Genomic DNA, 25,837 nt, shown 5'->3' on the forward strand with positions numbered 1-25,837 from the left:
TACTATGCCAAAACGTACTGACATAAAAAGTATCTTAATCTTAGGTGCCGGCCCTATTGTTATCGGTCAAGCATGTGAGTTTGATTACTCTGGCGCACAAGCGTGTAAAGCACTTCGTGAAGAAGGTTACCGTGTAATTCTTGTAAACTCGAATCCCGCTACGATTATGACGGATCCAGAAATGGCTGATGCAACATACATCGAGCCAATTCACTGGGAAGTTGTTCGCAAAATTATAGAGAAAGAGCGTCCTGATGCGGTATTACCGACAATGGGTGGTCAAACAGCACTAAACTGTGCACTTGAGCTTGAAGCAAAAGGTGTATTAGAAGAATTCAATGTTGAAATGATTGGAGCAACGGCTGACGCGATTGATAAAGCGGAAGATCGTAGCCGTTTCGACAAAGCCATGAAGAACATTGGTTTAGAGTGTCCTCGTGCTGAGATTGTTCACTCAATGGAAGAAGCGCGTGATACAGCAACGCGTATCGGCTTCCCTTGTATCATTCGTCCATCATTTACTATGGGCGGCACTGGTGGGGGTATCGCTTATAACCAAGAAGAGTATGAAACGATTTGTACTCGTGGTTTAGATTTATCTCCAACAAGTGAACTACTAATCGATGAATCATTAATCGGTTGGAAAGAGTATGAAATGGAAGTGGTTCGAGACAAAAATGATAACTGTATCATTATTTGTTCAATCGAAAACTTCGACCCTATGGGCATTCATACTGGCGACTCAATTACCGTAGCGCCAGCACAAACGTTAACGGATAAAGAATACCAAATCATGCGTAACGCATCGCTTGCGGTATTACGTGAAATTGGTGTTGAAACTGGTGGTTCAAACGTACAATTTGGTGTGTGTCCAAACACTGGCCGTATGGTTATCATCGAGATGAACCCGCGTGTATCACGTTCATCAGCGCTAGCGTCAAAAGCAACTGGTTTCCCAATTGCAAAAATCGCTGCGAAGTTAGCGGTAGGTTATACCCTTGATGAATTATCAAATGACATTACTGGTGGTGCGACACCAGCTTCATTTGAACCAACAATCGATTATGTTGTGACTAAGATTCCACGTTTTAACTTCGAAAAATTTGCTGGCTCAGAAGACCGTCTTACTACGCAAATGAAGTCTGTTGGTGAAGTTATGGCGATTGGCCGTAACCAACAAGAGTCAATGCAAAAGGCTCTTCGTGGCTTAGAAGTTGGCGCAAGCGGTTTTGATCCTCAAGTTGATGTCACTCAACCTGGTGCTAAAACTAAAATTATGCATGAGCTTCAAGAAGCTGGTGCAGATCGTATTTGGTACGTAGCAGATGCATTCCGTTTAGGTTTATCAATTGAAGATGTATTCCGTGCAACTAAGATTGATCGTTGGTTCTTAGTGCAAATTGAAGACATTGTTAAAGAAGAACAAGCGGTTTATGAAGGCGGAATGGCTGGATTAACTGAAGACCGATTACGTAAACTAAAACGCAAAGGTTTTGCAGATTCTCGCTTAGCTGATGTTATTGGTGTAAGTGAAGCGGAGATTCGTAAAAAGCGTCATAACGCTGAAATTTTCCCTGTCTACAAGCGTGTTGACACTTGTGCAGCAGAATTTAGCTCTGATACGGCATATATGTATTCTTCTTACGATGAAGAATGTGAAGCGGCGCCGACAGAAAAAGACAAAATCATGATCTTAGGTGGCGGTCCAAACCGTATCGGTCAAGGTATTGAATTCGATTACTGTTGTGTACATGCGGCACTGGCCTTACGTGAAGACGGCTATGAAACAATCATGGTTAACTGTAACCCTGAAACGGTTTCTACCGACTACGATACTTCAGATCGTTTATATTTCGAGCCGATTACCTTTGAAGATGTTTTAGAAATTGTTCGCATTGAAAAGCCAAAAGGCGTTATCGTGCAATATGGTGGACAAACACCACTTAAATTAGCACGTGCACTTGAAGCGGCTGGCGTACCAATTATTGGTACTTCTCCAGATGCAATTGACCGTGCAGAAGACCGTGAACGTTTCCAACAAGCTGTTGACCGTTTAGGCTTATTACAACCTGAAAACGCAACGGTAACTTCGTTAGATGAAGCGGTAGCTAAGTCAAAAGAAATTGGTTTCCCATTAGTTGTTCGTCCTTCATATGTACTTGGTGGCCGTGCAATGGAAATTGTATATGACGAGCAAGACTTGCGTCGCTATATGAATGAAGCGGTAAGTGTTTCTAATGACTCTCCAGTTTTACTTGACCACTTCCTTGATGACGCAATTGAAGTTGATATCGATGTAGTGTGTGACGGTACTAGTGTTGTGGTTGGCGGTATTATGCAACATATCGAGCAAGCAGGAGTTCACTCTGGTGACTCGGCATGTTCATTGCCTGCATACAGCCTTGACCAAGACGTACAAGATGTTATGCGTAAGCAAGTAACGGATCTTGCATTTGAGCTGGGTGTAATTGGCTTAATGAATACGCAAATGGCAGTAAAAGACGGCAAGGTTTACTTAATCGAAGTTAACCCTCGTGCTGCTCGTACTGTACCGTTTGTATCTAAGGCGACGTCTGTACCATTAGCCAAAGTTGGTGCTCGCGTAATGGCAGGTAAAACACTGGCTGAGCTAGGTATAGTTGAAGAAACTGTGCCAGATTACTTCTCAGTGAAAGAAGTGGTTATTCCATTTAACAAATTCCACGGTTCTGATCCGTTAGTTGGCCCAGAAATGCGTTCAACAGGTGAAGTTATGGGCGTTGGTAAAACGTTTGAAGAAGCCTATGCTAAAGCTAATTTAGGAGCTGGAGTTTCTGTACCTAAATCAGGTCGCGCATTAATCTCTGTTCGCAATAGCGATAAAGAACGTGTAGTTGAACTAAGTAAGCAGATGGTTGAACTGGGCTATGAACTTGATGCAACGCATGGTACCGCAGTAGTGCTTGGTGAGGCAGGAGTTCCATGTCGATTAGTGAACAAGGTTCACGAAGGTCGTCCACATATTCTTGATAGAATTAAGAATGGTGAGTACAACTACATCATTAATACTACGGAAGGTCGTAAAGCGATTGAAGATTCGAAAGTATTACGTGGTGGTGCATTGCGTTATAAAGTTGCATATACCACAACGTTAAATGCAGCATTTGCAGCATGTCAGGCACACTCAGCAGATGATCGAAATACAGTCACGTCTATCCAAGAATTGCACGCTACTGTGTAGCTAAGCAAAACTTATAGATTCGACAAGGTTAGGTATACTTTGTCGAATCATTTCAGTTTTGTTATGCTTATAACATTACTGAAATGAATATATAAAGGTGGTTAATAGCCACCTTTATCTTTTTCTGATTATTACGATATAAGAAAGAAAAAGAGCATGATTAATAAGAAAGGAAAGCAAAGAACAAATGAATCAATTTCCGATGACAATGCAAGGCGCAGAAGCCTTGAAAGAAGAATTACACGAATTAAAAACAGTTAAGCGTCCGCGAATTGTAAACGATATCGCTGAAGCGCGTGAACACGGTGATTTAAAAGAAAATGCTGAGTATCATGCTGCGCGTGAAGAACAAGGCTTTTGTGAAGGCCGTATTCAAGAAATTGAAGGTAAACTAGGCAACGCGCAAATTATTGATATCATAAAAATACCTAATACAGGTAAAGTGATTTTCGGTGTAACGGTCGGTTTATTAAATATAGAAACTGAAGAAGAGGTTACCTATCAAATCGTAGGTGATGACGAAGCCGATATTAAGAACAATCGTATTTCTGTTAATTCGCCAATAGCACGAGGTTTAATTGGTAAAGAAGTTGATTCAGAAGTAGAAATTAAAACCCCGGCAGGTTTAGTCGAGTTCGAAATTATTTCGGTTGAACATAAATAATTAAGAACGAAAATTTATTAAAAAAAGCCAAGCTAGTAATTAGCTTGGCTTTTTTGTTTTCTAAGCATTTATATTTTATTTAAAGGAATACAGGCCGTTCTTTATCACTTTATTTTTATTTTCTGTCATTTAACGCTAAAACCAATATTTTCATCGTTTAATCAAAGCACTATTAAATTTTATTAGCTATATTGATAGGTCAATAAATGGATTTATCCATCGATGTAAACGCAAAATCGTTATAACGAGCTTAACTTGGTAATCAATCAAGATACTAGGGCGCTAGAACAAGCACTTAAGCAAGTTAATGTATCTTGGGTTAAAGGTAAGTCATTGTAAAGTTTTAGAGCTGTTGGTAGCTTTATCAACTGCTTTTCTAAGTAATTTATAAAAATAAATAATAATATTAAGGTTATATAATCAAATGAAAAAATCCTTAACATCGCTGTTTGTTTCTGCAGCGTTATTAACAACAAGCGCTTATGCATCAATAGATACCGACTTACTCTCTGGTATCAAAGTTCGTAATATAGGTCCTGCGGCCACCAGCGGTCGTATTTCAGACATTGAAGCTGTTGTTTCAAATCCTAATATCATATACGCCAGTGCTGCATCCGGCGGCGTGTGGAAATCTGAAAATGCAGGCCTTAACTGGCAACCAATTTTTGACAATGAAGAATGGGCGTCAACAGGTGCACTCGCAGTACACCCGGCAATACCAGATATAGTTTGGTTAGGTACAGGTGAAGGTAATGTGCGTAACTCTACGTCAATTGGTGGCGGCATATACAAGTCTATGGATGGCGGTAAAACGTGGAAGAACATGGGTTTGAAAGGCACTGAGCGAATCAATCGAATTGCACTTCATCCTACTAACCCTGATATCGCTTATGCTGCAGCGATGGGAACGCTTTGGTCAAAAAACAAAGAGCGTGGCATATTTAAAACAATTGACGGTGGTAAAACTTGGAATAAGATTTTATACGTCGATAATGTTACTGGAGCGTCTGATATCAAGATGGATCCACGTAACCCGAATAAACTATATGCGTCAATGTGGCAGTTCCAACGTTGGCCAGATAAATTTGAATCAGGTGGTCCTGGTTCTGGTATGTTTGTTTCAACTGACGGCGGTGAAACATGGCAAAAACGCACATTTGCAGACGGATTACCTAAAGGCGAATTGGGTCGTATAACCTTTGACATCGCCGAAAGTCAGCCAAGTACGGTATATGCTTTGGTCGAAGCACAAGACAGTGCATTGTTGCGTTCTGATGATGGTGGTGATAGCTGGCGAACGGTAAATAGTGAGCACAATGTTGCAGACCGCCCATTCTACTATTCTGAAATAGAAGTTGATCCAAATAACCCTGATATTATCTACAATATCGCGACTATGATCCGTCGCTCAATTGATGGTGGCAAAACCTTCTCTACGGTTGATAAGGTGAATTGTTGTGCAACAGGTAACACCATTCATATCGATAACCACAGCTTATGGATAAACCCGAATAATTCAGAACATTTAATCTTGGGTAATGATGGCGGCATTGCTATTACTCAAGATAAAGGTGATAGCTGGCGTTTTGTACAGAACCTAGCGATTTCTCAGTTTTATCATATTCGTGTAGATGATGCGGTACCTTACAATGTTTATGGTGGTTTACAAGACAACGGCTCTTGGCGTGGTCCTGCAGAAGTTTTCCATACAGCAGGTATTCGTAATGTACATTGGCAAGAAGTAGGGTTTGGTGATGGTTTCGATACTATGCCATTTCCAGATGATGTCACTAAGGGTTATGTGCAATCTCAAGGCGGATACTTAAATCGCTATGACTTAGTAACTGGCGAGCAAAAGTTAGTACGACCAGCGGCGCCAGATCATGATACTGAGTTGCGTTTTAACTGGAATGCTGGCCTTGCCCAAGACCCTTTTAATGCGGACACTATCTACTACGGTAGCCAGTTCGTGCACAAGTCAACAGACCGCGGTGAAACTTGGCAAGTTATATCGAATGACTTATCGTCAAATAACCCTGAATGGCAACGCTATAAAGAGTCTGGTGGCTTAACGCCAGATGTGACTGCTGCTGAAAACCATACTGCCATAATTGCTATCGCGCCAAGCCCGATCAAGCAAGGCGTAATTTGGGTGGGCACAGATGATGGCCGTATACATGTAACTCAAGATAGTGGTAAAACATGGAAGAGCGTAGAAAAGAAAGCGCGTAAAGCACCGAAAAATGCATTTGTCCCGCACATTCAACCTTCACTTCACAACCCTGAAGAAGCGTTTATCGTTTTTGATAATCACAGACGTGGTGATATGAAACCTTATGTATTTAAGGCGTCTAAATATGGTAGTAAATTTACTAATTTAACAAGCAAGAATATTCGAGGTTATGCACTTTCAGTTGTTCAAGACCATGTCGATGAAGACTTATTATTCTTAGGTACTGAACTTGGATTGTACGCAACAACTGACGGTGGTGATTCTTGGTTTAAATATGATCAAGATGTGCCAACAGTATCTGTAATGGATATGGCTATTCAACAACGCGAAAATGACTTGGTATTAGGTACACATGGCCGTTCTGTGATTGTTATTGATGATTACAGCCCATTACGCGGATTAAATAAAAAATCATTTGATAATGAATTTGAATTTTTAAGTGTCGGCGATGGCCAGCAATATGTCTCAAGCCGCGCACCTTCAACACGTTTCTGGGGCGACGCCGCTTATGTGGGTGATAATGAAGTGTACGGTGTAACAATAAATGTTATGGCTTCAGGTGACCACTTAGTCCACCCAGATAAAGACAAAGAAAAGGCTCGCCAATTAGCAAAAGCAAAAAAAGATGCAATTGCTAAAGATACCGACGAGAAAGACAAAAAAGAAGAGAAATCTTTATCTGATAAAGCACGTGTTACGGTCAAAGACGCCAGTGGCAAGGTTGTACGTACGTTTGTTACTAAGCTTCAACAAGGCGTGAATCGCATTGTTTGGGGATTAGAGTCAGATGGTGATGGTCGAATGCCTGGCCAAGAACCAACTGAAGACAAGGACATTAAACCTGCAGGTCCGGAAGTGGTACCTGGTACTTATACCATTACTGTTAAACTTAACGAAAAAGAGTTTGAAACCACTGCAAAGGTATTGAAAGATCCTCGTTTCAGTGATGTGACTGACGCAGATATGCAAGCACGCTATGAACTTGAACATCAGGCTGTAGCGATGTATTCAACGTTGACTAAAGCTGTACATGCACTTACTGACAGTAAAAAAGATATTGAACTGATCAAAGGTATGGCAAATAAAGCGTTAGCAGATATTTCAGAAAATAAAGAAGATCACCCAGCAAGTAAATTAGCAAAATCTGCTAGCGATCTTGTGAAAAAGATAGGTGAGCTTGATAAGAACTTACGTTCTATTCCTAAAACAACAGGCATAGTTGATGAGACTTATAAAGTAACGTCTCATTTATTTATGGCGTGGGGTTATGTTGGCGGTCGATACGGTAAACCGTCACCAACGGCTGAAATCTATCTAGAGAAAGCTAAGCTTGAATTAGATAAAGGTGTAGGCAAAGTTAACGAGTTTATAGAGCAAGATCTTGCTGAGTTTAAAAAGGAATATCAAAACTCAGGATTAGGTCTACTCACTACCACTCAACCAATCGCGCTTAACTAAGCGTTTAATAAAGAAACCCAAAACAAGTGTTTTGGGTTTTTTCTTATATAGTATAAAAATAATAGGATCGAAAAATGAAACTATTTCCTTCATTATTGGCGGCATCCATTGCTCTTAGTATTTCTAGTAGTGCAATTGCAGCTAAATCAGATAAAAAAGCAGTTGATGCATCTATTTATAGCGGTATTAAATTAAGAAATATGGGGCCTGCGGTAACTGGTGGCCGTGTTAGTGATTTTGCATTTAATCCTAATAATCCTGCGCAATATTTTGTTGCAACCGCGTCAGGCGGTATGTGGAAAACTGATAATGCCGGTATTACATGGAAGGCAGTGGCTGATTCAATGCCTAGCTATTCATATGGCGATGTCACTATGGACCCAAACAACACTAATGTGATTTGGGCGGGTACCGGCGAAAATAACTCGCAACGTTCAGTAGCATACGGTGACGGTGTTTATAAATCGACCGATGGTGGCGCAAGCTGGAAAAATGTTGGACTTAAGAACTCAGAGCATATTGGCGAGATTTTAATCGATCCACGCAACTCTGATGTTGTGTATGTAGCATCGCAAGGACCACTTTGGAGTAAAGGTGGAGATCGTGGTTTATATAAAACTACCGACGGTGGTAAAACGTGGAATAATGTCTTAGAAATAAGTGAACATACTGGTGTCAGTGATATCGCATTTGATCCACAAAACCCTGATGTGATTTATGCAACGTCGTATCAACGTCGTCGCCATGTTTGGACATTAATTAATGGCGGCCCTGAGTCTACGATTTATAAATCAACTGACGCAGGTAAAACATGGAGCAAAATTAATAAAGGTCTACCAAGCGTTGATTTGGGTCGTATCGGTATTGATGTAGCTCCAACTGATGGCAATATTATTTATGCAATTGTAGAAGCGGCAGATGGCAAATCAGGCTTTTATCGTTCAACAGATGCAGGGGCTAGTTGGCACAAACAAAGCAGCTATGTTTCAGGTAGTCCACAATATTATCAAGAAATCGTGGTAGACCCTGTTATTCCAAATAGAGTTTATTCTTTGGATACCTACCTTATGGTTTCTGAAGATGGTGGTAAAAACTTTACAAGAGCGGGGGAAGCACATAAGCATGTTGACAATCATGCACTTTGGATAGATCCAAATAATAACAATCACCTTATCATAGGCAGCGATGGCGGTGTTTATGAGTCGTGGGATCGTGCTAAGAATTGGACGTTTAAAGACAATATGCCATTAACTCAGTTCTATAAAGTAACTGTGGACAATGATTACCCGTTTTATAATGTTTTTGGCGGCACTCAAGATAATGCATCTCTTGGTGCTCCTCACCGTACTACAACAAATTCAGGTATCCAAAATAGTGACTGGTTGTTTACGCAATTCGGTGATGGTTTCAAAACGGTAATCGACCCGAAAAATTCAAATATTATTTATTCTCAATATCAATATGGTGGTTTAGCGCGCTACGACAAAAAGTCTGGTGAACGAGTTCAAATGCAGCCTGTATCGCCTGATGCAAACGTTGCGCAGCGCTTTAACTGGAATTCACCATTACTGATAAGCCCGCATAATAACGAACGTATTTACTACGGCTCACAAACGCTTTTCCAGTCAGATAATCGTGGTGATGATTGGCAAGCAATCAGTGGTGATTTATCAAGAAATATTGATCGTAACAAGTTAAAAGTCATGGATAAAGTCTGGGGGGTTGATACGGTTGCAAAGAATAAATCGACTTCCTTCTATGGTTCATTGATTGCGCTAACAGAATCGCCGCTTCATGAAGGGATGCTATATACCGGTAGTGATGACGGTGTTATGCATGTTACTAAGAATGCTGGGCAAGAGTGGAAGAAACTTGACTGGCCTTCGAAAGTACCAGACAACTCGTATGTTGCAGACATGGAAGCATCTCTGTTTGATAAAAATACAGTCTTTGCAGTATTTGATAACCATAAACGTGGTGATTTTAAACCTTATGTTTATCGCAGTGATAACAATGGTAAGAGTTGGAAAAATATCACCGGAGATTTACCAATTCGAGGCTCTAGTTATGCTATTGCACAAGATCATAAGAATAAGGACCTGCTGTTTGTTGGTACTGAATTTGGCGTGTTCTTTACTCAAAATGGCGGTAAGAACTGGGTTCAACTGAAGTCGGGTTTACCAACAATAGCTGTTAGAGATGTAGAAATTCAACGCCGTGAAAGTGATTTGGCTCTGGCAACATTTGGTCGAGGTTTTTACATACTAGACGATTATTCACCTCTGCGAGAAAATGCGACTGAAGTGAAAAAGCAAGATGCAACCTTATTCCCTGTACGCCGTGCATTTCAATTTATTGAACATGACCCATTAGGGCTACCTGGTAAAGCAATGCGCGGTGCAGATTTCTATTTTGCAGAAAACCCAGAGTACGGTGCTACCTTCAGCTATTATATCAATGAAGACTTCAAATCATTGAAAGCTCAGCGACAAGCTAAGGAAAAAGAGCTGCGTAAAGAAGGTAAAGCGACTAACTACCCAAGTTGGGAAGCTTTGAAAGAAGAAGATTTTGAGCAAAAGTCGGCACTAATTTTAACGGTAAGAGACAACGAAGGTAACTTGGTTCGTCGCATTAAGGCGCCAGCGAAAAAAGGGTTTAATCGTATAAACTGGGATTTAAGTTATCCAGGGTTTGATCCTATAAAGCCAAGTGGTGATATGAATGAAGGTTGGCTTGTCGTACCGGGGACTTACAACGTTTCAATATCAAAAGTTGTTAATGGCGTTGAGACAGCATATGACCAAAGTCAAACATTTGAAGTAGCTTCAATTGACAATCGTACCTTCCCAAGTAGTGACCGTAAGGCAGATCTTAAATTTGATATGAAAGCAGGGCGTCTATACCAAGCAATTGCTGGCGCACGTAAGTATTTAGGTGAGTTAGAAAGTCGCATTAAGCATATTAAGGCTGCTACAACAGAAACCTTAACACTTGATCAAAAAACGCTTGGACTTGCACATCAGATGCAACGTGATCTGCAAGAGATTAAATTAGATCTCAATGGTAACTCTGTAATTGCGAAACGTGCCGAGCCAACAGAGACGTCAGTTTATGGCTACATCAGTTATTTATTATGGTCAAGAAGCGAAAGTACTAGCCCTGTAAATGGCCAGCAAAAGCTACGTTTTAAGCGAGCTAGTGAAGGCTACGCTGATACTTATCAACGCATTGTACAGTTAGCTGAGTCGGTTAAATTAACTGAAGAAGCGATTGCAAAAGCCGGTGGTAACTGGATGCCTGGCATGTTGCCTTCTAATGGTAAGTAATGATTGGCAATGTTAGTTTTAGATACTAAATGCTAAGCAACAAAAAAGCGCCTGTTAGGCGCTTTTTTTATAGGTTTAATATGTGCGATTAGGTTTATTTCAACGACAACTTCATATTGTGCTTAAAGCCCGGCACTTTCTTGAAGAACATCTACTTGTCGATAATCATCTTGTTCTGAAATAACCACGCGTGTGGCAATATCTTCTAAATAATAAATAACCGTAAGTCGACCACGTTTTCTCTCTTGCTCTACTGGTTCACCATAGTTTTCCGTATAAAAAGCAATAACGTCATCTTCAGTGGCATAAGTGTAGAAGTTAACTACCGCTGGCATAGAATCAATAAATTCAGCGAATACTTTGGCATCATCTAATACTGGAATATAAACGTCACCTTCTTGAGGGATAGGGCGTTCAAAATTGTAAGCGTTTGGATTGAACTCATCGTCATTACCTAAAGCTTCTTCACCAGACAAGTCAGACAACGTATCTTCTAGCTTAGTTGCTTCTTCGCTATATTCTTCATCGCTAATCTCATCAACAAGAACTGGCTCTGATTCAGCTAATTCGTCAATTGATTGCTCTTCAAGGGCTTCTTCTTCAACTGGAGCGATTGTTTCCTCAAGTGATTCATCGTCTAATGACTCTGTGGTTTCTTCAATAACATCTTCAACCACTTCTTCTACGCTCTCAACGTTATCGATACCTAATTCTGTTTCTTGTGGAGCTATGTCAATTTCTTGATAGGCATCTTCAGCAACAGCTTCTTGTTCTTGAAGCTCTTCGGCTAAAGGCTCAACTGCATCAACTTTTTGTGCTTGTTCGGTTGTTGGCGCTGCTTGATTATCGTCTATCGCATCCGTAGTCTGCGCATTTGCTGAAGCAAGCTGCAATAAAGCTAATGCGGCGATAGTAGAGGGTAAATTCACTTTCATTAAAAAGATACTCCATAACTTTTACATAACTGTAAAAGTTACAGGGTAAGGGGTCAACAACTTTTAGGGAAAATGGCTGAAAAGAAAGAGGTTTATGTCATTTTTTTATCTTTATAGTGATCAACCCATAACGCAGTTGCACCACATATGGCGACAGGCATCACTATCATGTTAACAAGTGGCACCATAGAAAATAGTGCGGTTGTAATACCAAAACCGTAACTTTGACCTTTTTTCTCATTAAGCTGTTGCTTCATTAAGTCGAAATTAATCTTATGATTATCAAAGGGGTAGTCTAAATATTGCACTGCCATCATCCATGAAACAAATAAAAACCAGATTAATTGTCCTATTACCGGGATAAACCACATGATGATAAAAAATCCTATGGCTCGAGGTAAATAATATCTAAATTTGCACCATTCTCTGCTTAACGTGCGCGGAATATCTTTAACAACATCTGACAATGTGCCACCTGAAAGTGGCTTGTTGGTAAGCAGCGCTTCAACTTTTTCTGAAAGTAAGCCATTGAACGGTGCCGCTATCCAGTTGGCTAGCGCACTAAAAATAAAGGAAAAGCCTATTAAAATAGTCATAATAGCAAAAGGCCAAATAATGTATTCTAACCAGAGTAACCACTCAGGTAGCCAAGACAGTAGTTGCTCAATAAAGATATTTAACTGGCCAAATAAAAAATAAAACGCTACACCAAAGATAATAAAATTAATTATTAACGGGATTAATACAAATCGCCGTAATCCTTTCGTATTAATTAAATCAAAGCCTTTTAAAAAGTATCCTGCACCGCTTTTTGCTAACATTTTATCTACTTCTATTGCTAGTTTGCCTCGATTATAGGGTTTTTTATCGTTAAACCAAGTGTTGGCTGCATCTTGTATGTTACAAAGTGCATCATTATTTGATAAATTACTTTTAATAATAACAATATTCTATTGGCCTTTATGCGCTTAAAACAAATAAAACTGGCAGGTTTTAAATCGTTTGTTGACGTAACTAAAGTGCCGTTTCCTCATCAAATGACCGCAGTTGTTGGACCTAACGGTTGTGGTAAATCAAATATTATTGACGCTGTACGTTGGGTGTTGGGCGAGAGTTCAGCCAAAAACTTACGTGGCGATGCGATGACCGATGTCATTTTCAATGGCTCAACTGAACGTAAGCCTATTGGTCAAGCAAGTGTTGAATTGTTTTTTGATAATCAACTCGACTCTATTAATCCGCAATTTAGTCTATCGGGTAGTCTTGCTCAGCGAAATGAAATATCAATAAAACGCTCAGTAAGTCGTGATGGAGTCAATCAATATTTTCTTAATGGGAGTAAATGTCGTCGTAAAGATATTACTGATGTCTTTCTAGGTTCAGGTTTGGGGCCAAGAAGTTATGCCATTATTGAACAAGGCATGATCTCGCGCCTTATTGAATCAAAACCTCAGGAACTTAGGATATTTGTTGAGGAAGCTGCTGGGGTTTCTAAATACAAAGAAAGAAGACGAGATACTGAGCTAAAACTTAAACATACGGGTGAAAACCTGCAGCGATTAGCTGATATTAGTCAGGAAATCGCCATTCATACACAAGTGCTACAAAAGCAAGCAGAACTGGCGCAGCGGTTTAAAGCGCTAAAAGCTGAACAGCGCAGTTTAAAGGTTGAAATAGCTACCTTATCACTGGCTAAAGTGACTAGAGCGGTTGATAAATTAGGTAAGGAACAATCAAGCCTTGTTGAACATATAGAGCAACAGAGCGAAAAGATAACTGCTAAACGCAGCTATTTAAAGTCTCTAGATCAGCAATTAAATCACGCTTACGATAAGGCTAAAAACCTACAGCGTGATAGTGCAAACGCAGAAAAATCTAAATCGTTAATACAACATGAATTAACAGTGACTCAGCAGCAATTTAATAAGCTCGAATCGGTACGTGAAAGTGCACAAATTCGAAAGCAAAAAATACAAGATAATTTAACTCAACTAGCCGATGAAAAAGATGTGCTGCAAGTAGCTTTCAACAGAGTAACACCAGAGCTTGCTGCGTTAACCGAACAAATTAAAGCAGAATTAAAAGCCTATGAATTGGCGCTTGAGTTACTTTCGGAAAAAGAACAGAGCTGGCATGAGAAAAATAATCAACTCATTGCGGAAAAACAGCAAGATATAGCACGTCGTCAACAAGCTATGAATAAGCAACAGTTTTTGGCAAACCTAATTGCACAACTCGCTGAAAAAGAGCGTCAATTGAGCGCGGTTGAAGATAATACCGATTCGGATTTGTCTAAGCTTGAGCTGCAACTTGAAGAAACACGACAAAAATTAAATGCTCATGAAATAGGTCTAAAAGAGTTAATGGAGCAACAATTGGCATGCTCACAGCATATTTCTCAGATAACCGATCATTTAGTCTTAGCGCAAGGGCAAGAGGCTAAAATTTCTGCGTCGTTAAACCTTACACATCAGCAGCTAACGCATAAAGCAGATTGGCATCAAACAGCGGAGAGGTTGTTAAAGGATAGCGGAATTGAACACGGCGGCTCTTTCTATCAACACATACAGGTTGAACAAGATTGGCAGCTGGCCGTGAAAAAAGTACTAGGCCAATGGTTAAATGCCTTAGTGCTAGACATCGGATATTCTGAGTTGGGTTTTGCCAGTAACATTGAGCAATACTGGTTTATCAATAAAAATGAGCTTACACATGAAGTTACTGAAGGCTCATTGGCTTCTGTACTGGGCTCAAAAATAGGTGTTTTTTCATGGATAAACGAGATTAAAATAGCCTCTTCAGTACAACAGGCATTAGCAATAAGAGAATCTTCAGGTGTTAATCAAAGCGTTATTTGTATTGATGGAACGTTTTTTAATGGTGCAGGCCTATCAAAAGGACTTAATGAATATAAAGTTGATTTCTTAGCGTTGGCACGACAGCAAAGCCAATTAGAAGGTGAACGAGAAAATAGTCTACTATCTATCAAAAATACTCAACAGCAATTGGATGATACAAAATCGTCACTGCAAGCAATCGAACAACAACTTGTAAGCGAAAAAGAGATAAAGCAAACGTTGAGCGTTAATGTTTCGACCTTGTCACACCAAATAGCGACACTGCAATTACACGAAAAAAACGAGAGACTTAAGAAAGAGCAATTAACGAGAGAAGTCGCACTACTTAAGAAGCATATTAATCAAGCTGAAGAAAATTCTATAGCTTTGTCTTCACCTTTATTACCTGAGGTATATCATGCTCAGGAGCAGGTGTTAGAAAGGTTGAAACGAGAGATTGACGGGCTGAAACTTCAGTCTGCAAAACATGATGCTAAACTCAACGGACTGAAAGCTCAGCAGCAGCAATTACAAATTGAGCAGCAGCAAAACTCTGTTTCATTGTCGCAAAATCAGCTTCAACTTAATCATTCAAAAGAAACTTTTGATTCATTAGAAGAGCAGCTGTCAATGTACCAACAAGAACTTGATTCCTTGACAGATGAAAGGCAATTAAAAGAGCAATTAATTGAAATAGAAGCAAGTTGTTGCGGATTAATTGAACAGTTAACAATGCTAGACCATGATATTGCTAAAATAAAAGCATCAAAAGAAGAAATTATTATTGCTAATGAGCAATTAGAAAAAGAGTTTACTTTGCTTGAAAATAAGCAACATAAAAAAGCATTAAAAAAAGAACAGTTAATATTTGAACTTGAATCTTTCAAGAAGGAGCTTAATGAGCTACAAGGCAGTATTAATATGATGTTGCCACTGAATGTAGATAATAAAAATTTGGCTCAACATCAACAGGAATTAATAGATGTAAATGCGCAATTAGCGCAAATAGGACCGGTAAATTTAGGTGCAATTGATGAATATGAATTGCAACAACAACGAAAAAATAAAATTGATTTACAAATAGAGGATTTATCTCAGGCGCTAGCCACGTTAGAATCAGCTATTGTAAAAATAGACAAAGAAAGTCGTAGTAAATTTAAAGCGACTTTTGAACGAATAAATTTAGATTTTTCTACCTTGTTTCCAAAAGTATTTGGTGGTGGTAGTGCTTATTTAACACTAACCTCGGAAGATGTATTGGAATCAGGTGTTAGCATTATGGCTAGGCCTCCAGGCAAAAAAAATAGCACAATTCACCTGTTGTCGGGTGGTGAAAAAGCGCTAACGGCATTATCATTAGTGTTTGCTATTTTTAGGCTAAATCCTGCGCCGTTTTGTATGTTAGATGAAGTTGATGCTCCACTTGATGATGCAAATGTCGAACGATTTTGTAATTTGGTGCGAGAAATGTCTAAAACCGTGCAGTTTATTTATATCAGTCATAATAAAATAGCGATGGAAATGGCTTCGCATCTTACTGGCGTTACTATGGTGGAACCTGGAGTTTCTCGAATGGTCTCAGTAGATATAGACGAAGCAATTGCCATGGCAGAAGTATCATAAACAGGCTTGATGATGGAAGATAATTTTAGAAACGCGTTAATTATTATCAGTGCAATAATTATTGCCGCCATTTTTATCCACGGATTGTGGACAATTAGAAAAAATAAAAACCCTTACAAGTTAAAAACCAATAAAACTAAGGTAGAACCATTATCGAGAGATTTTGATGGTTCAGGCTTTGATCAAGATGGCGTTAGTGAAGTGCGTGTAATAAAGCAAACTGCATTGACAGGGGAAATAGATAATCCTCCATCAGAAGAAGAAATACCTCATAAACCAGCCCCTGCGCCTGAATATCATGATGAGCCATTGCCCGTTGATATTGAAAAAGAGTCGGCACCTGTTGATGCTGAACCTACTCATGAGCCAATGGTGCAAGTTGATGAACCATCAATTGAGTTGACGCCGCCAGAAGCGGAACCTGAGCAGTTGTCGCAACCAAATTTGGCGACGGAACCTGAAACTAAAAAAGAAGAGTCGGTTTATCAAGAGCCGGTGATTCAAGCCAAGCCAAGTGCCCAAACCATTGCACAGAAAAGCAAATCAAGAACGAAAAATGCAGGTGCGAAGAAGAATCAATTTGAATTAAATTTTGATGACGCGTTAGATGAAATTGCCATTGATGACCCTAACGAACCAACGTTTGGTGCTAGTGAAAACAAAGCTAAGGTGGAAATCGAAACAGAAGTACTCGTTGTTTCTGTTGTAATGCCAGAAGGGCATGCTATTTCAGGTGCAGCACTGTTACCTAGTTTACTAACGCTAGGCATGAAGTTTGGTGATATGGATATTTTTCATCGCCATCAAGATAACGCCGGAAACGGCAAGGTAACATTCAGTCTAGCGAATATGATGAATCCTGGAACATTTGACTTAGATAATATGGAAAACTTCACTACGCAAGGCATTAGTATGTTTATGACGCTACCTAATGCGGGTGATGCATTCGAAGTTTTTGAGCAAATGATGGCCGCCGCTAAACAATTGGGGCAAGAGTTTCATGCACAGGTGCTTGATGACAAACGTAGTGTCATGACCAAGCAAACAGAGCAACATTATGTCAGCAAGATTAGAGAGTTTGAGCGTAAAAGCCGAATAGCCAACGCTTAACTAGATCTACCAATTTTAGTTTAAGCCTCCGTTTGGGGGCTTTTTTAAAACGCGAAATTTATTTATGTCAATCACAACTGCTAAATCACAACGCGATCATTTAGTTGATCAAATTCGCCAATATAACCATGAATATTATGTTTTAGATCAGCCTACTGTGCCTGATGCCGAATATGATCGATTACTGCGCGAGTTAATCGATATAGAGGAAAAATATCCCGAATTAAAGGCGATAGATTCGCCTTCGCAAAGGGTAGGTGGTGCAGCGTTAAAAACCTTTACGCAGGTGACACATCAGTTGCCAATGCTTTCACTTGATAACGTGTTTTCTGAACAAGAATGGCAAGCGTTTATAAAACGTATTAAAGATAGATTAAAAAGTGACAAAGATATTAGCTTTTGTGCTGAGCCCAAATTAGATGGACTTGCGGTAAGTTTAAGGTATGAACGTGGTGTATTAGTTCAAGCGGCGACTCGTGGTGATGGTGCGACTGGTGAGAATATTACTGAGAACATTCGCACGATAAAATCAATACCGCTTAAATTAATCGGTCAAGGGTACCCTGAAATATTGGAAGTTCGAGGTGAAGTATTTATGCCTATTTCGAGCTTTAATCAGGTAAATGAACTGGCTAAAGCAAGGGGCGATAAAGTTTTCGCAAATCCAAGAAACGCAGCTGCAGGTAGCTTACGGCAATTAGACTCTAAAGTTACTGCGAAAAGAAATTTAGCATTTTACGCCTATGGTATTGGTTTTGTCAGTGAGGATGGCGATTCATGGTTGGCAACTTCTCACTATCAGCGACTTAGACAACTCAAAGTTGTTGGTATGCCAATGTGTCCTGAAGTTAGGCTGCTAGCCAGTGCCAACGAATGTGAAAGTTTTTATCAAGATATCTTAGCTAAGCGTGATAGCTTGAGCTACGAAATCGATGGCACCGTGCTGAAAGTGGATGATATTGAATTGCAAGAGCAACTTGGTTTTGTTGCCAGAGCACCTCGTTGGGCAACGGCGTACAAATTTCCTGCACAAGAAGAACTGACGATATTAGAAGATGTTGAGTTTCAAGTAGGCAGAACTGGCGCAATAACGCCAGTGGCTCGTTTAAAGCCAGTATTTGTAGGTGGCGTAACGGTTAGTAATGCGACATTACATAATCAAGACGAAATAGAACGCTTATCAATCATGATTGGCGATACTGTTGTTATTCGTCGTGCTGGCGATGTGATCCCACAAGTTGTAAGCGTTGTAAAAGATCGTCGTCCAGACAATGCCAAATCGATAGTATTTCCTGATTGCTGTCCTGTTTGCCAATCACCTGTTGAAAGAATAGAGGGTGAGGCTGTGCTGCGATGTACTGGCGGTTTAGTGTGTGGAGCGCAGCGTAAAGAGGCGATTAAGCATTTCGCCTCGCGTAAGGCGTTAGATGTAGATGGCTTGGGAGATAAACTTGTCGAGCTTATGGTTGACGATAAATTGATTGCGACACCAGCGGATTTATTCGGTTTGACCGAATTACAAATAAGTAGCCTTGAACGAATGGGGCAAAAGTCTGCGCAAAACCTTGTCAACGCGTTAGAAACGGCAAAAACTACTACCTTTGCTAGATTCATTTATTCGCTTGGCATTCGTGAAGTTGGTGAAGCTACAGCTGCTAACTTAGCGAATCATTTTTTAACTTTAGCAGCATTGCAAAGTGCTGATGTAGAAAAGCTTCAGCAAGTTAATGATGTTGGCGAAGTTGTTGCAGCAAACATCGTTAAGTTTTTCTATCAAGAGAGCAATCTTGATGTAGTCGAAAACCTGATTGCTGCTGGTGTTAATTGGCCAGATATTGAAATTAAAGACGCTGACGACCAGCCACTTCTTGATCAAACTTTCGTTTTAACTGGTACGTTGTCACAAATGGGGCGAACTGAAGCAAAAGCAAAGCTACAATCTTTGGGAGCTAAGGTGTCAGGTAGCGTATCAGCAAAGACACACTATTTAGTTGCTGGCGAAAAAGCGGGATCGAAATTAACTAAAGCACAAGACCTGGGCGTGAGTGTACTGTCAGAAGATGAGCTAGTTGCACTCTTGACGAAATATGGTGCTTAATTAATGAATAGCGTATTAATTGATTTTGCTCAGTGGTTTCGTCCATACCAAACACAATGTGCTATGGCCATTATTGCGACTTTATTGGTGCTGTTTGGTGCGGAAATTTCACAGGCTATAAGGCAACTAATAAAAAAGCAGCATATCCTAGTAAGAACGTTGGTTTTTGTTTTCGTTTGCGCTTTTGGTTATGGAGCGCTGACAGTTTGGTTGACAGGTTTGTTTTCTCAGTGGCTTGGTATGATTAGTGATTTATATTTAATGCCAGTGATTTTACTTATTTTCATTGTATTAGGTTTGTATGCGCAAAAACAGCGCCATATTTAGTGCTAATTAACAAAACATTAACAAGCATGGATGATTTTGCTATCTTTAGTGAGTGAATCGCTTCATTTAAGGGAAATAGAATGAAAAAGGAATGGGCAGCACTTTGTTTTGCTGTTTCGTTAGCTTCTGGGCAAATTCAATCTGCGACTATCGCTGAGCAGTTGATTGACATGTCGGATGAACAAAGCCAAGGAGGTAGCTTGACAACAAATAAGACGATACAAGTTATTGCCGAACCTTTATCTGACGCTTCAGCATTGCAGTATGTTGGGGGAGAGGTTGCTAAAACCAAAATTAATAATTACTTAGTACAGCTTAAGGCGCTGCTAGGTAATGAGTTTGCTGTGTTTCGCCAAAAGCAAGTTGAGCGCGATCATGGAAAGTTTCATATTACGTTAGTTAATCCTTTTGAATTAAAAGAAGTAAAACCTTCGTTAATTCAAAAACTATTAAATGATAAAACACCATTGTCGTTTCAATTAAAGGGGCTAGGTAGAGTAAAAAATGAAAATGGAAAAGCCTATTTTATTGTTGCCGAATCAAGACAAGCGCAAAGTATCCGAGCTAAACTTGGACTTAAACCAAAAGATTTTCATATAACGTTAGGCTTTTCTCCTAAAGACATTCATGGTGTTAGAAAAGATAAAACAACGTTAATCTACTAAATAAAGCTATTTATTAATATTTATCGTGTTAGGACAAATGATGAAAAAATATTTATCAGTTATTGCTGCTTGTGTACTCGTGTCAGCATGTTCAACCTCTTCCACAGGTCGTCAGCAATTGACTCTTTTTTCAAGCGGTGAATTAAATAAAATGGGTGTTTCCTCGTTTGAACAGCTAAAAGAAAAAGAAAAGATCAATCGGGACAAAAGAACTAACGAATACGTAAAGTGTATTTCAACTGATATTGTTAAGCAGATCTCTTCAACGTCCGATATAAAAAATTGGGAAGTGGTGGTATTTGAATCTGAACAAGTTAATGCATTTGCATTACCTGGTAAGAAAATCGGTGTTTATACCGGCATATTGAAAGTTGCAGAGACACCGGATCAGTTAGCGGCGATTATTGGGCACGAAGTAGGGCATGTTTTAGAGCGTCATTCAAATGAACGTATGTCTTCAGGGCAGTTAGCCCAAATTGGTATGCAAGTAGCTGATGCCGCATTGGCGAGTCAAAATGTTCAGTACCGCAATGCGTGGATGGCTGGGCTTGGTTTAGGGGTTCAATATGGTGTGCTAATGCCTTATGGCCGAACGCACGAGTCAGAAGCTGATATTGTTGGTCAAAAGTTAATGGCAAAGGCAGGTTATAATCCTGAAGCGGCGATTCAACTGTGGAGAAATATGGCAAAAGTTAGCAAAGGAGCACCACCTGAGTTTCTTTCTACGCATCCATCAAGCCAAACCCGCATTAAACAACTCACCAATAATTTGCCGAATGTTCAAGGGAGTTACCGAAATGCCAATAAGGCGACTTGTAAGAAGTAGCCTATAACATATTGACGTTATTCGGTATTTAACGCGTTAAGCTCTTCTATTCTATTTTGGCTCAGCTTTATATAGCACTTTTTATAAGCTGGGCCTGCACCTGTTCCTGGTGATAAAGCAAGATACTGCCAACGACAGTTGTTTTCTCTATATTTAATAAAATTGCTTTGTGATCTTTTGAACATATTTAAAGCGGACTTTCGACCGGTTTGAAGTGCGAACTCTTCGAGTATAAATACTTGATTATTCACCCAGGTTTGTAGCTCACGATCAATCGATTCTTTAACGCCGTCTAAGCAACGAGAATATTCAATATTATCGGTTTGCTTCGTATCACAGTCTTCAACAGACTTAGCATGTGAGCTAACACTAATGAATGAAGTGAATAATACAGTGGTTAGTTGTTTACGCATTGTCATAATAGGCTCTAGGCAGGCAATACTTTTTTATAAGGTTTAACAATCACTTGTTGATAAACTCCAGCGTCAACATAAGGATCGACATCAGCCCATGCTTGCGCATCACTTAAAGAATTGAAGCTGGCTATAACCAAAGAGCCAGTAAAACCAGCTTCACCAGGGTTTTCACTGTCAATGGCAGGACAGGGTCCGGCCACGAGCAACCTCCCTTCATCTTGTAATAGCTTTAAGCGAGCTAGATGTGATTCTCTTACTGGTGTTCTTAGCGCAAGGCTATTCTCAACATCTTCACTATAAATCATGTAATACATGTTAATTCTCTACGGTTCTTTTTTTTCTGATGCAGGTGTTTGCTGCTCATCTTCTTGGGGGAAGTGCTTGTATAGCGCCATAATAGAGCCAATTGCAAACGCAAATGTTAAACCCATTAAACCAAATACTTTAAAATTAACCCAAACTTCTTGGCTAAAGTTAAATGCAATGTACGCGTTTAATACGCCACAAAACGCAAAAAAGCCTACCCAGCTCAAATTAAGTTTACTCCAAATTTCTTCTGGTAACTCTAAAGCTTCACCCATTAATTGTTTAATTAAATTCTTTTTGAATACATACTGGCTTACTAATAAAGCTAGCGCAAAAAACTCATTGATGATAGTGACTTTCCATTTTAAAAAGGTGTCATCTTGCAAAAATATGGTTAAACCACCAAAGCCTGCAATTAGGCCAAATATGATCCAGTTTTTTGTTGGTACCTTTTGACGAGTGAATACAAAATATAGAATATGAAGTGCGGCTCCGACAATTAACACTCCTGTTGCAGCGTAGATGTCGTAGAACTTATAAATAATGAAAAATAAAACTAGAGGAACGTATTCAAATAATGCTTGCATAATTCGGGTTGTAGAAACAATTAACTGGCTAAGAACTTCATTCTACCTAAAGCGAAATTCATAGCCAATTAAAAGTGTGTTAAGGGATATTAATTTTCACTGCCAAATGGGTCGTCTATGGCAAATGATGGCTCTGTGAACCACTTGGGGCCTGTATCTGTCATATAAAAATGATCTTCTAAGCGAATACCAAATTCATTAGGAATAACTAGCATAGGCTCGTTAGAAAAGGCCATACCTCTAGCAAGTAGGGTTTCGTCGCTTCTCACTAAGTATGGCCATTCATGGATGTCTAGGCCAATGCCATGGCCTGTTCGGTGAGGGCAGCCAGGAGTTTCGTAGTCTGGGCCAAGCCCTTTACTTGCTAGAAAATCTCTTGCGGCCCTGTCTACATCGCCACATGGCATGCCTATTTGAGCGGCATTGAATGCCGCGAGTTGCGCATCTTTCTCTATTTGCCACATAGTGCGTTGTTTTTCTGTAGGCTCTCCAAAAACGTAAGTGCGGGTTATATCAGAGTTATAACCTTCGACTTGGCAACCAGTGTCGATTAGTACAACGTCATCTTTGTCTAGTGTTTTGGGGGTCTTTACGCCGTGGGGATAGCTTGAGTCTTCGCCAAACAAAACAATACAGAAATATGAGCCTGAGTTGGCACCGACTTTTCGATGTGCAGTGTCTATAAATTCAGTTACTTCTTGCGTTGAAATACCGTCATATAAAATGCTGGCAGCCGCTTTATGCACTTCTAGTGTCATATCTTTTGCACGTTGTAACAAAGCAATTTCAGTATCAGATTTTTGCATACGACAACCAGCTGAAATCACTTTAGAATCTGCTAGTGTTAAGTCTGGACAAACTTGCTCAATACCTTTAGCGATAAAGTAAGGGGTTGATTCGTCTACCGCTAGTGTACCAGTTATTAAACCTCGTTGACTTAATTGTTGAGCAACTAATTGATACGGACTTTCATGTTCTTGCCACGAGAAAATATCGCCTGTAACTGTCATATATTGGTTTAAGGTATTTACTTCAAAATGAGGAGCTATGTAGAACAAATCACCTTGCTGAGGAATGATAGCTGCTACCATACGTTCACTGGCGTACCAGCGGGTTCCTGTAAAGTAATATAAATTTGTACCTGCATTTAAATAAAGTGCATCAATGTTTTGCTCTACCATCAATACTTGAGCTCTTTTTATGCGTGCTTGATATTCGTCAATGGTAATTGGCTTAATATCGTCAGTCATATTTGTCAGGCTTGCTAATGCCTGTTCTTTTGAACGTCCACCTATTCCTTTCAAGGGGCTCTCCAAGTTAACGTGTTTCCGATATTTTACTATTTTATACAATATACACAAGTGGTCGTGTTACCAAATTTGTAAATGTTTTATGACTGCGTGATTACATTACAAGGTAGTTTTGATTTGCTCGGCTTTTGAAAATAGCTCAGGGTCTGCTTGTTGAAAGTGTTCCACACGTTTTATTGCTTGCGGCAAACCTTGTTCCGCGGCGGTTATTAGCCAAGCTAAGCCTAAACTAGGATCTTCTTCTACACCTTCAGCAAGAAAGTATGCTCGACCTAGCGCACCTTTTGATTTCACACAACCGAGTTTAGCGGCTTGTTTAAATAAGGGGATAGCGTCGTCTAACTGTGCTTGTTCGCGATACTGTAATGCTTCTTTATAAAGTTTAATGGCCAATTCGTCATCAATTTCAATGGTGCTTTCATTTATCGTCTCTGTAATTGAAAGTTCTGTTTCTTCGACACTTTCTAATGGCAATGTAAACTCTATTGGAGAGCTATCGTCTTCATCTGCAAAGATAGCTTCAATTTCGATATCACGCTTTTTTTGGTCCAAAAACGTGGTCATTACTGCATCGTATCTAGCGTTGAGCTGTTCGATTGAATTTTGCTGTTGCGAAATTTGCTGTTTGTAATAGCCGATATCACTTTGTAATTGAGCTATGGTCGCTTGGCTTTGTTCCAGTTGTTGTTGATGAGCTACTTTCAGATTTTCTATATGTTGATTATTGGCTTCGTCTAATCGGGCTTGTTGCTTTTCGTTATACTGCTCAAACCTATTTAATACAGCATTTACCGTATGCTCATAGTTTGATTTCATTTTCTCAAACCAGCGAAATACTTGGCTTGGTGCTTTGAAGTTTTCAGACGACATGGGAAGACTCTATTTTTATTCTAATCGCTCAGTTACTACCTTAATGATTTGTATTTTTTAAATCAATTTCTCTTTACGGGTTTTGTCGTTATGTTTTGTTACATTTAAGCTAGTTGGTTAATTTATAGTCATTTTTTACTGATAATTTTATTGTGAATTTATATAGGAAATAATCATTATGGGCAATATAGCGATGTGTACAAGATCTATACAGTTAGGTTAACTGTGTGTAAATAGCTGATTAAAGATAGGTTTATTTGAAATTTATTCTTGACGTGTAAGTAAGTTGACCTATAGTTTTTATTAACTATATAAGAGAGTTACGATAAAAATATAAATAATAGGGATATCATGTTTAAACTGCCTGCAGAATTAACAATTGCAAAAGCTGAAGCATTTAAGCAAATACTCATGGAATATGTTGCCGACCATGATTCTATAGTAATTGATGATAGTGAAGTCGAAAAAATTGACACTATTGGTGTTCAATTACTAATAGCTATGATCACCTACCTAATATCAATCAATAAAAATATCGAATGGCAATGCAAAGCCGAAATAATCAAAGAAAGTGTTATTAAGCTTGGCATTAATGAACCTATTTTGTCTCAATACTTCGATAATGAGTAATAACGAAAAGAAATAAAGGAAAAAGAAATGGCCAAAGTGCTTGTAGTAGATGACTCAAACTCAATTCGTGACATGGTGAGCTTTACGCTTAAAGGAGCCGGTTATGAAACAGTGGAGGCGTCAAATGGTCAAGAAGGTCTGACTAAAGCGCAGTCAGGTGCTTTCGATTTAGTTATCTCCGATGTCAATATGCCAATCATGGATGGTATTACTTTATGTCAGGAATTACGAAAGTTACCTAGTTTTAAATTTACGCCGATTTTAATGCTCACAACTGAAAGTTCAACTGACATGAAAATGAAAGGGAAGGCAGCAGGAGCGACCGGTTGGCTTGTTAAGCCATTTAATCCAGATAAATTATTATCGACAATAAAAAGAGTCATTCGGTAAAAACAT

Annotated in this window: 19 protein-coding genes; 12 read left to right on the forward strand and 7 right to left on the reverse strand. The window is 39.4% G+C overall.

From position 1 onward, the window contains the following. Positions 1 to 4: 4 nt before the first annotated feature. From carB to HII17_RS07280, 4 genes are all read left to right on the forward strand, one after another. Entirely contained in the window at positions 5 to 3,220 is a 3,216-nt protein-coding gene (gene carB, locus HII17_RS07265; RefSeq protein WP_169074675.1) for a carbamoyl-phosphate synthase large subunit, read from the forward strand. A 187-nt stretch (positions 3,221 to 3,407) separates the two neighbouring features. Continuing rightward, positions 3,408 to 3,884, forward strand: coding sequence for a transcription elongation factor GreA (gene greA / locus HII17_RS07270; protein WP_169074676.1), 477 nt, complete (start codon positions 3,408 to 3,410; stop codon positions 3,882 to 3,884). Positions 3,885 to 4,308: 424 nt separating this feature from the next. Next, positions 4,309 to 7,575: a VPS10 domain-containing protein gene (locus HII17_RS07275; protein ID WP_169074677.1), complete on the forward strand. Its 3,267-nt coding sequence runs from the start codon at positions 4,309 to 4,311 to the stop codon at positions 7,573 to 7,575. A gap of 74 nt (positions 7,576 to 7,649) precedes the next feature. Further along, positions 7,650 to 10,901: a VPS10 domain-containing protein gene (locus HII17_RS07280; protein ID WP_169074678.1), complete on the forward strand. Its 3,252-nt coding sequence runs from the start codon at positions 7,650 to 7,652 to the stop codon at positions 10,899 to 10,901. Between the two features lie 122 nt (positions 10,902 to 11,023). Here HII17_RS07280 and HII17_RS07285 read toward each other — a convergent pair whose 3' ends face one another. Together HII17_RS07285 and cysZ are read right to left on the reverse strand one after the other, a co-directional pair. After that, positions 11,024 to 11,836, reverse strand: coding sequence for a hypothetical protein (locus HII17_RS07285; RefSeq protein ID WP_169074679.1), 813 nt, complete (start codon positions 11,834 to 11,836; stop codon positions 11,024 to 11,026). A 92-nt stretch (positions 11,837 to 11,928) separates the two neighbouring features. Next, complete coding sequence (gene cysZ, locus HII17_RS07290) at positions 11,929 to 12,657, reverse strand: sulfate transporter CysZ (protein ID WP_169074680.1); 729 nt, start codon at positions 12,655 to 12,657, stop codon at positions 11,929 to 11,931. Positions 12,658 to 12,798: 141 nt separating this feature from the next. Between cysZ and smc the strand changes: the two genes are divergently transcribed. The 6 genes from smc to HII17_RS07320 all read left to right on the forward strand — a co-directional run bounded on the left by smc (position 12,799) and on the right by HII17_RS07320 (position 21,322). After that, positions 12,799 to 16,296 carry a chromosome segregation protein SMC gene (smc, locus tag HII17_RS07295; protein ID WP_169074681.1) on the forward strand — a complete coding sequence of 1,166 codons (3,498 nt, stop codon included), beginning with the start codon at positions 12,799 to 12,801 and terminating at the stop codon, positions 16,294 to 16,296. Between the two features lie 9 nt (positions 16,297 to 16,305). Beyond that, a complete protein-coding gene (gene zipA / locus HII17_RS07300) occupies positions 16,306 to 17,406 on the forward strand; it encodes a cell division protein ZipA (protein WP_235938668.1) in 1,101 nt (366 codons plus the stop codon). Positions 17,407 to 17,470: 64 nt separating this feature from the next. Beyond that, positions 17,471 to 19,504, forward strand: coding sequence for an NAD-dependent DNA ligase LigA (gene ligA, locus HII17_RS07305; protein ID WP_169074682.1), 2,034 nt, complete (start codon positions 17,471 to 17,473; stop codon positions 19,502 to 19,504). 3 nt (positions 19,505 to 19,507) lie between these two features. Beyond that, positions 19,508 to 19,831, forward strand: a complete 324-nt coding sequence (locus tag HII17_RS07310) for a DUF3392 domain-containing protein (protein ID WP_169074683.1) — start codon at positions 19,508 to 19,510, stop codon at positions 19,829 to 19,831. 80 nt (positions 19,832 to 19,911) lie between these two features. After that, positions 19,912 to 20,496 carry a 2'-5' RNA ligase family protein gene (locus tag HII17_RS07315; protein WP_169074684.1) on the forward strand — a complete coding sequence of 195 codons (585 nt, stop codon included), beginning with the start codon at positions 19,912 to 19,914 and terminating at the stop codon, positions 20,494 to 20,496. Between the two features lie 37 nt (positions 20,497 to 20,533). After that, on the forward strand, positions 20,534 to 21,322 hold the full coding sequence (locus HII17_RS07320) for a M48 family metallopeptidase (RefSeq protein WP_235938669.1): 789 nt from the start codon (positions 20,534 to 20,536) through the stop codon (positions 21,320 to 21,322). A gap of 17 nt (positions 21,323 to 21,339) precedes the next feature. On the opposite strand, the gene HII17_RS07325 is transcribed toward HII17_RS07320, so the two are convergent. From HII17_RS07325 to HII17_RS07345, 5 genes are all read right to left on the reverse strand, one after another. Next, positions 21,340 to 21,741, reverse strand: a complete 402-nt coding sequence (locus HII17_RS07325; protein WP_169074685.1) for a lysozyme inhibitor LprI family protein — start codon at positions 21,739 to 21,741, stop codon at positions 21,340 to 21,342. Between the two features lie 8 nt (positions 21,742 to 21,749). Further along, on the reverse strand, positions 21,750 to 22,052 hold the full coding sequence (locus tag HII17_RS07330; RefSeq protein ID WP_169074686.1) for a YciI family protein: 303 nt from the start codon (positions 22,050 to 22,052) through the stop codon (positions 21,750 to 21,752). Positions 22,053 to 22,061: 9 nt separating this feature from the next. After that, a complete protein-coding gene (locus HII17_RS07335) occupies positions 22,062 to 22,631 on the reverse strand; it encodes a septation protein A (RefSeq protein ID WP_169074687.1) in 570 nt (189 codons plus the stop codon). An 89-nt stretch (positions 22,632 to 22,720) separates the two neighbouring features. After that, a complete protein-coding gene (locus HII17_RS07340) occupies positions 22,721 to 23,881 on the reverse strand; it encodes a M24 family metallopeptidase (RefSeq protein ID WP_169074955.1) in 1,161 nt (386 codons plus the stop codon). A 159-nt stretch (positions 23,882 to 24,040) separates the two neighbouring features. Next, positions 24,041 to 24,811 (reverse strand): sel1 repeat family protein, encoded by a 771-nt coding sequence (locus HII17_RS07345; protein ID WP_169074688.1) that lies wholly within the window; start codon positions 24,809 to 24,811, stop codon positions 24,041 to 24,043. 333 nt (positions 24,812 to 25,144) lie between these two features. On the opposite strand from HII17_RS07345, the gene HII17_RS07350 reads away from it, so the two are divergent. Beyond that, the gene (locus HII17_RS07350; protein ID WP_328824503.1) at positions 25,145 to 25,441 is read left to right on the forward strand and encodes an STAS domain-containing protein; all 297 of its coding nucleotides are present in this window, start codon (positions 25,145 to 25,147) and stop codon (positions 25,439 to 25,441) included. Between the two features lie 27 nt (positions 25,442 to 25,468). Then, positions 25,469 to 25,831, forward strand: coding sequence for a response regulator (locus HII17_RS07355; RefSeq protein WP_169074690.1), 363 nt, complete (start codon positions 25,469 to 25,471; stop codon positions 25,829 to 25,831). Positions 25,832 to 25,837: the final 6 nt, after the last annotated feature.

Source organism: Thalassotalea algicola (assembly GCF_012932965.1).
Classification (GTDB): Bacteria; Pseudomonadota; Gammaproteobacteria; order Enterobacterales; family Alteromonadaceae; genus Thalassotalea_F; species Thalassotalea_F algicola.

Coding starts and splice junctions, on each gene's coding strand:
- carB (WP_169074675.1), top strand. CDS start 5: ATGCCAAAACGTACTGACATAAAAAGTATCTTAATCTTAGGTGCCGGC.
- greA (WP_169074676.1), top strand. CDS start 3,408: ATGAATCAATTTCCGATGACAATGCAAGGCGCAGAAGCCTTGAAAGAA.
- HII17_RS07275 (WP_169074677.1), top strand. CDS start 4,309: ATGAAAAAATCCTTAACATCGCTGTTTGTTTCTGCAGCGTTATTAACA.
- HII17_RS07280 (WP_169074678.1), top strand. CDS start 7,650: ATGAAACTATTTCCTTCATTATTGGCGGCATCCATTGCTCTTAGTATT.
- HII17_RS07285 (WP_169074679.1), bottom strand. CDS start 11,836: ATGAAAGTGAATTTACCCTCTACTATCGCCGCATTAGCTTTATTGCAG.
- cysZ (WP_169074680.1), bottom strand. CDS start 12,657: ATGTTAGCAAAAAGCGGTGCAGGATACTTTTTAAAAGGCTTTGATTTA.
- smc (WP_169074681.1), top strand. CDS start 12,799: ATGCGCTTAAAACAAATAAAACTGGCAGGTTTTAAATCGTTTGTTGAC.
- zipA (WP_235938668.1), top strand. CDS start 16,306: ATGATGGAAGATAATTTTAGAAACGCGTTAATTATTATCAGTGCAATA.
- ligA (WP_169074682.1), top strand. CDS start 17,471: ATGTCAATCACAACTGCTAAATCACAACGCGATCATTTAGTTGATCAA.
- HII17_RS07310 (WP_169074683.1), top strand. CDS start 19,508: ATGAATAGCGTATTAATTGATTTTGCTCAGTGGTTTCGTCCATACCAA.
- HII17_RS07315 (WP_169074684.1), top strand. CDS start 19,912: ATGAAAAAGGAATGGGCAGCACTTTGTTTTGCTGTTTCGTTAGCTTCT.
- HII17_RS07320 (WP_235938669.1), top strand. CDS start 20,534: ATGATGAAAAAATATTTATCAGTTATTGCTGCTTGTGTACTCGTGTCA.
- HII17_RS07325 (WP_169074685.1), bottom strand. CDS start 21,741: ATGACAATGCGTAAACAACTAACCACTGTATTATTCACTTCATTCATT.
- HII17_RS07330 (WP_169074686.1), bottom strand. CDS start 22,052: ATGTATTACATGATTTATAGTGAAGATGTTGAGAATAGCCTTGCGCTA.
- HII17_RS07335 (WP_169074687.1), bottom strand. CDS start 22,631: ATGCAAGCATTATTTGAATACGTTCCTCTAGTTTTATTTTTCATTATT.
- HII17_RS07340 (WP_169074955.1), bottom strand. CDS start 23,881: ATGACTGACGATATTAAGCCAATTACCATTGACGAATATCAAGCACGC.
- HII17_RS07345 (WP_169074688.1), bottom strand. CDS start 24,811: ATGTCGTCTGAAAACTTCAAAGCACCAAGCCAAGTATTTCGCTGGTTT.
- HII17_RS07355 (WP_169074690.1), top strand. CDS start 25,469: ATGGCCAAAGTGCTTGTAGTAGATGACTCAAACTCAATTCGTGACATG.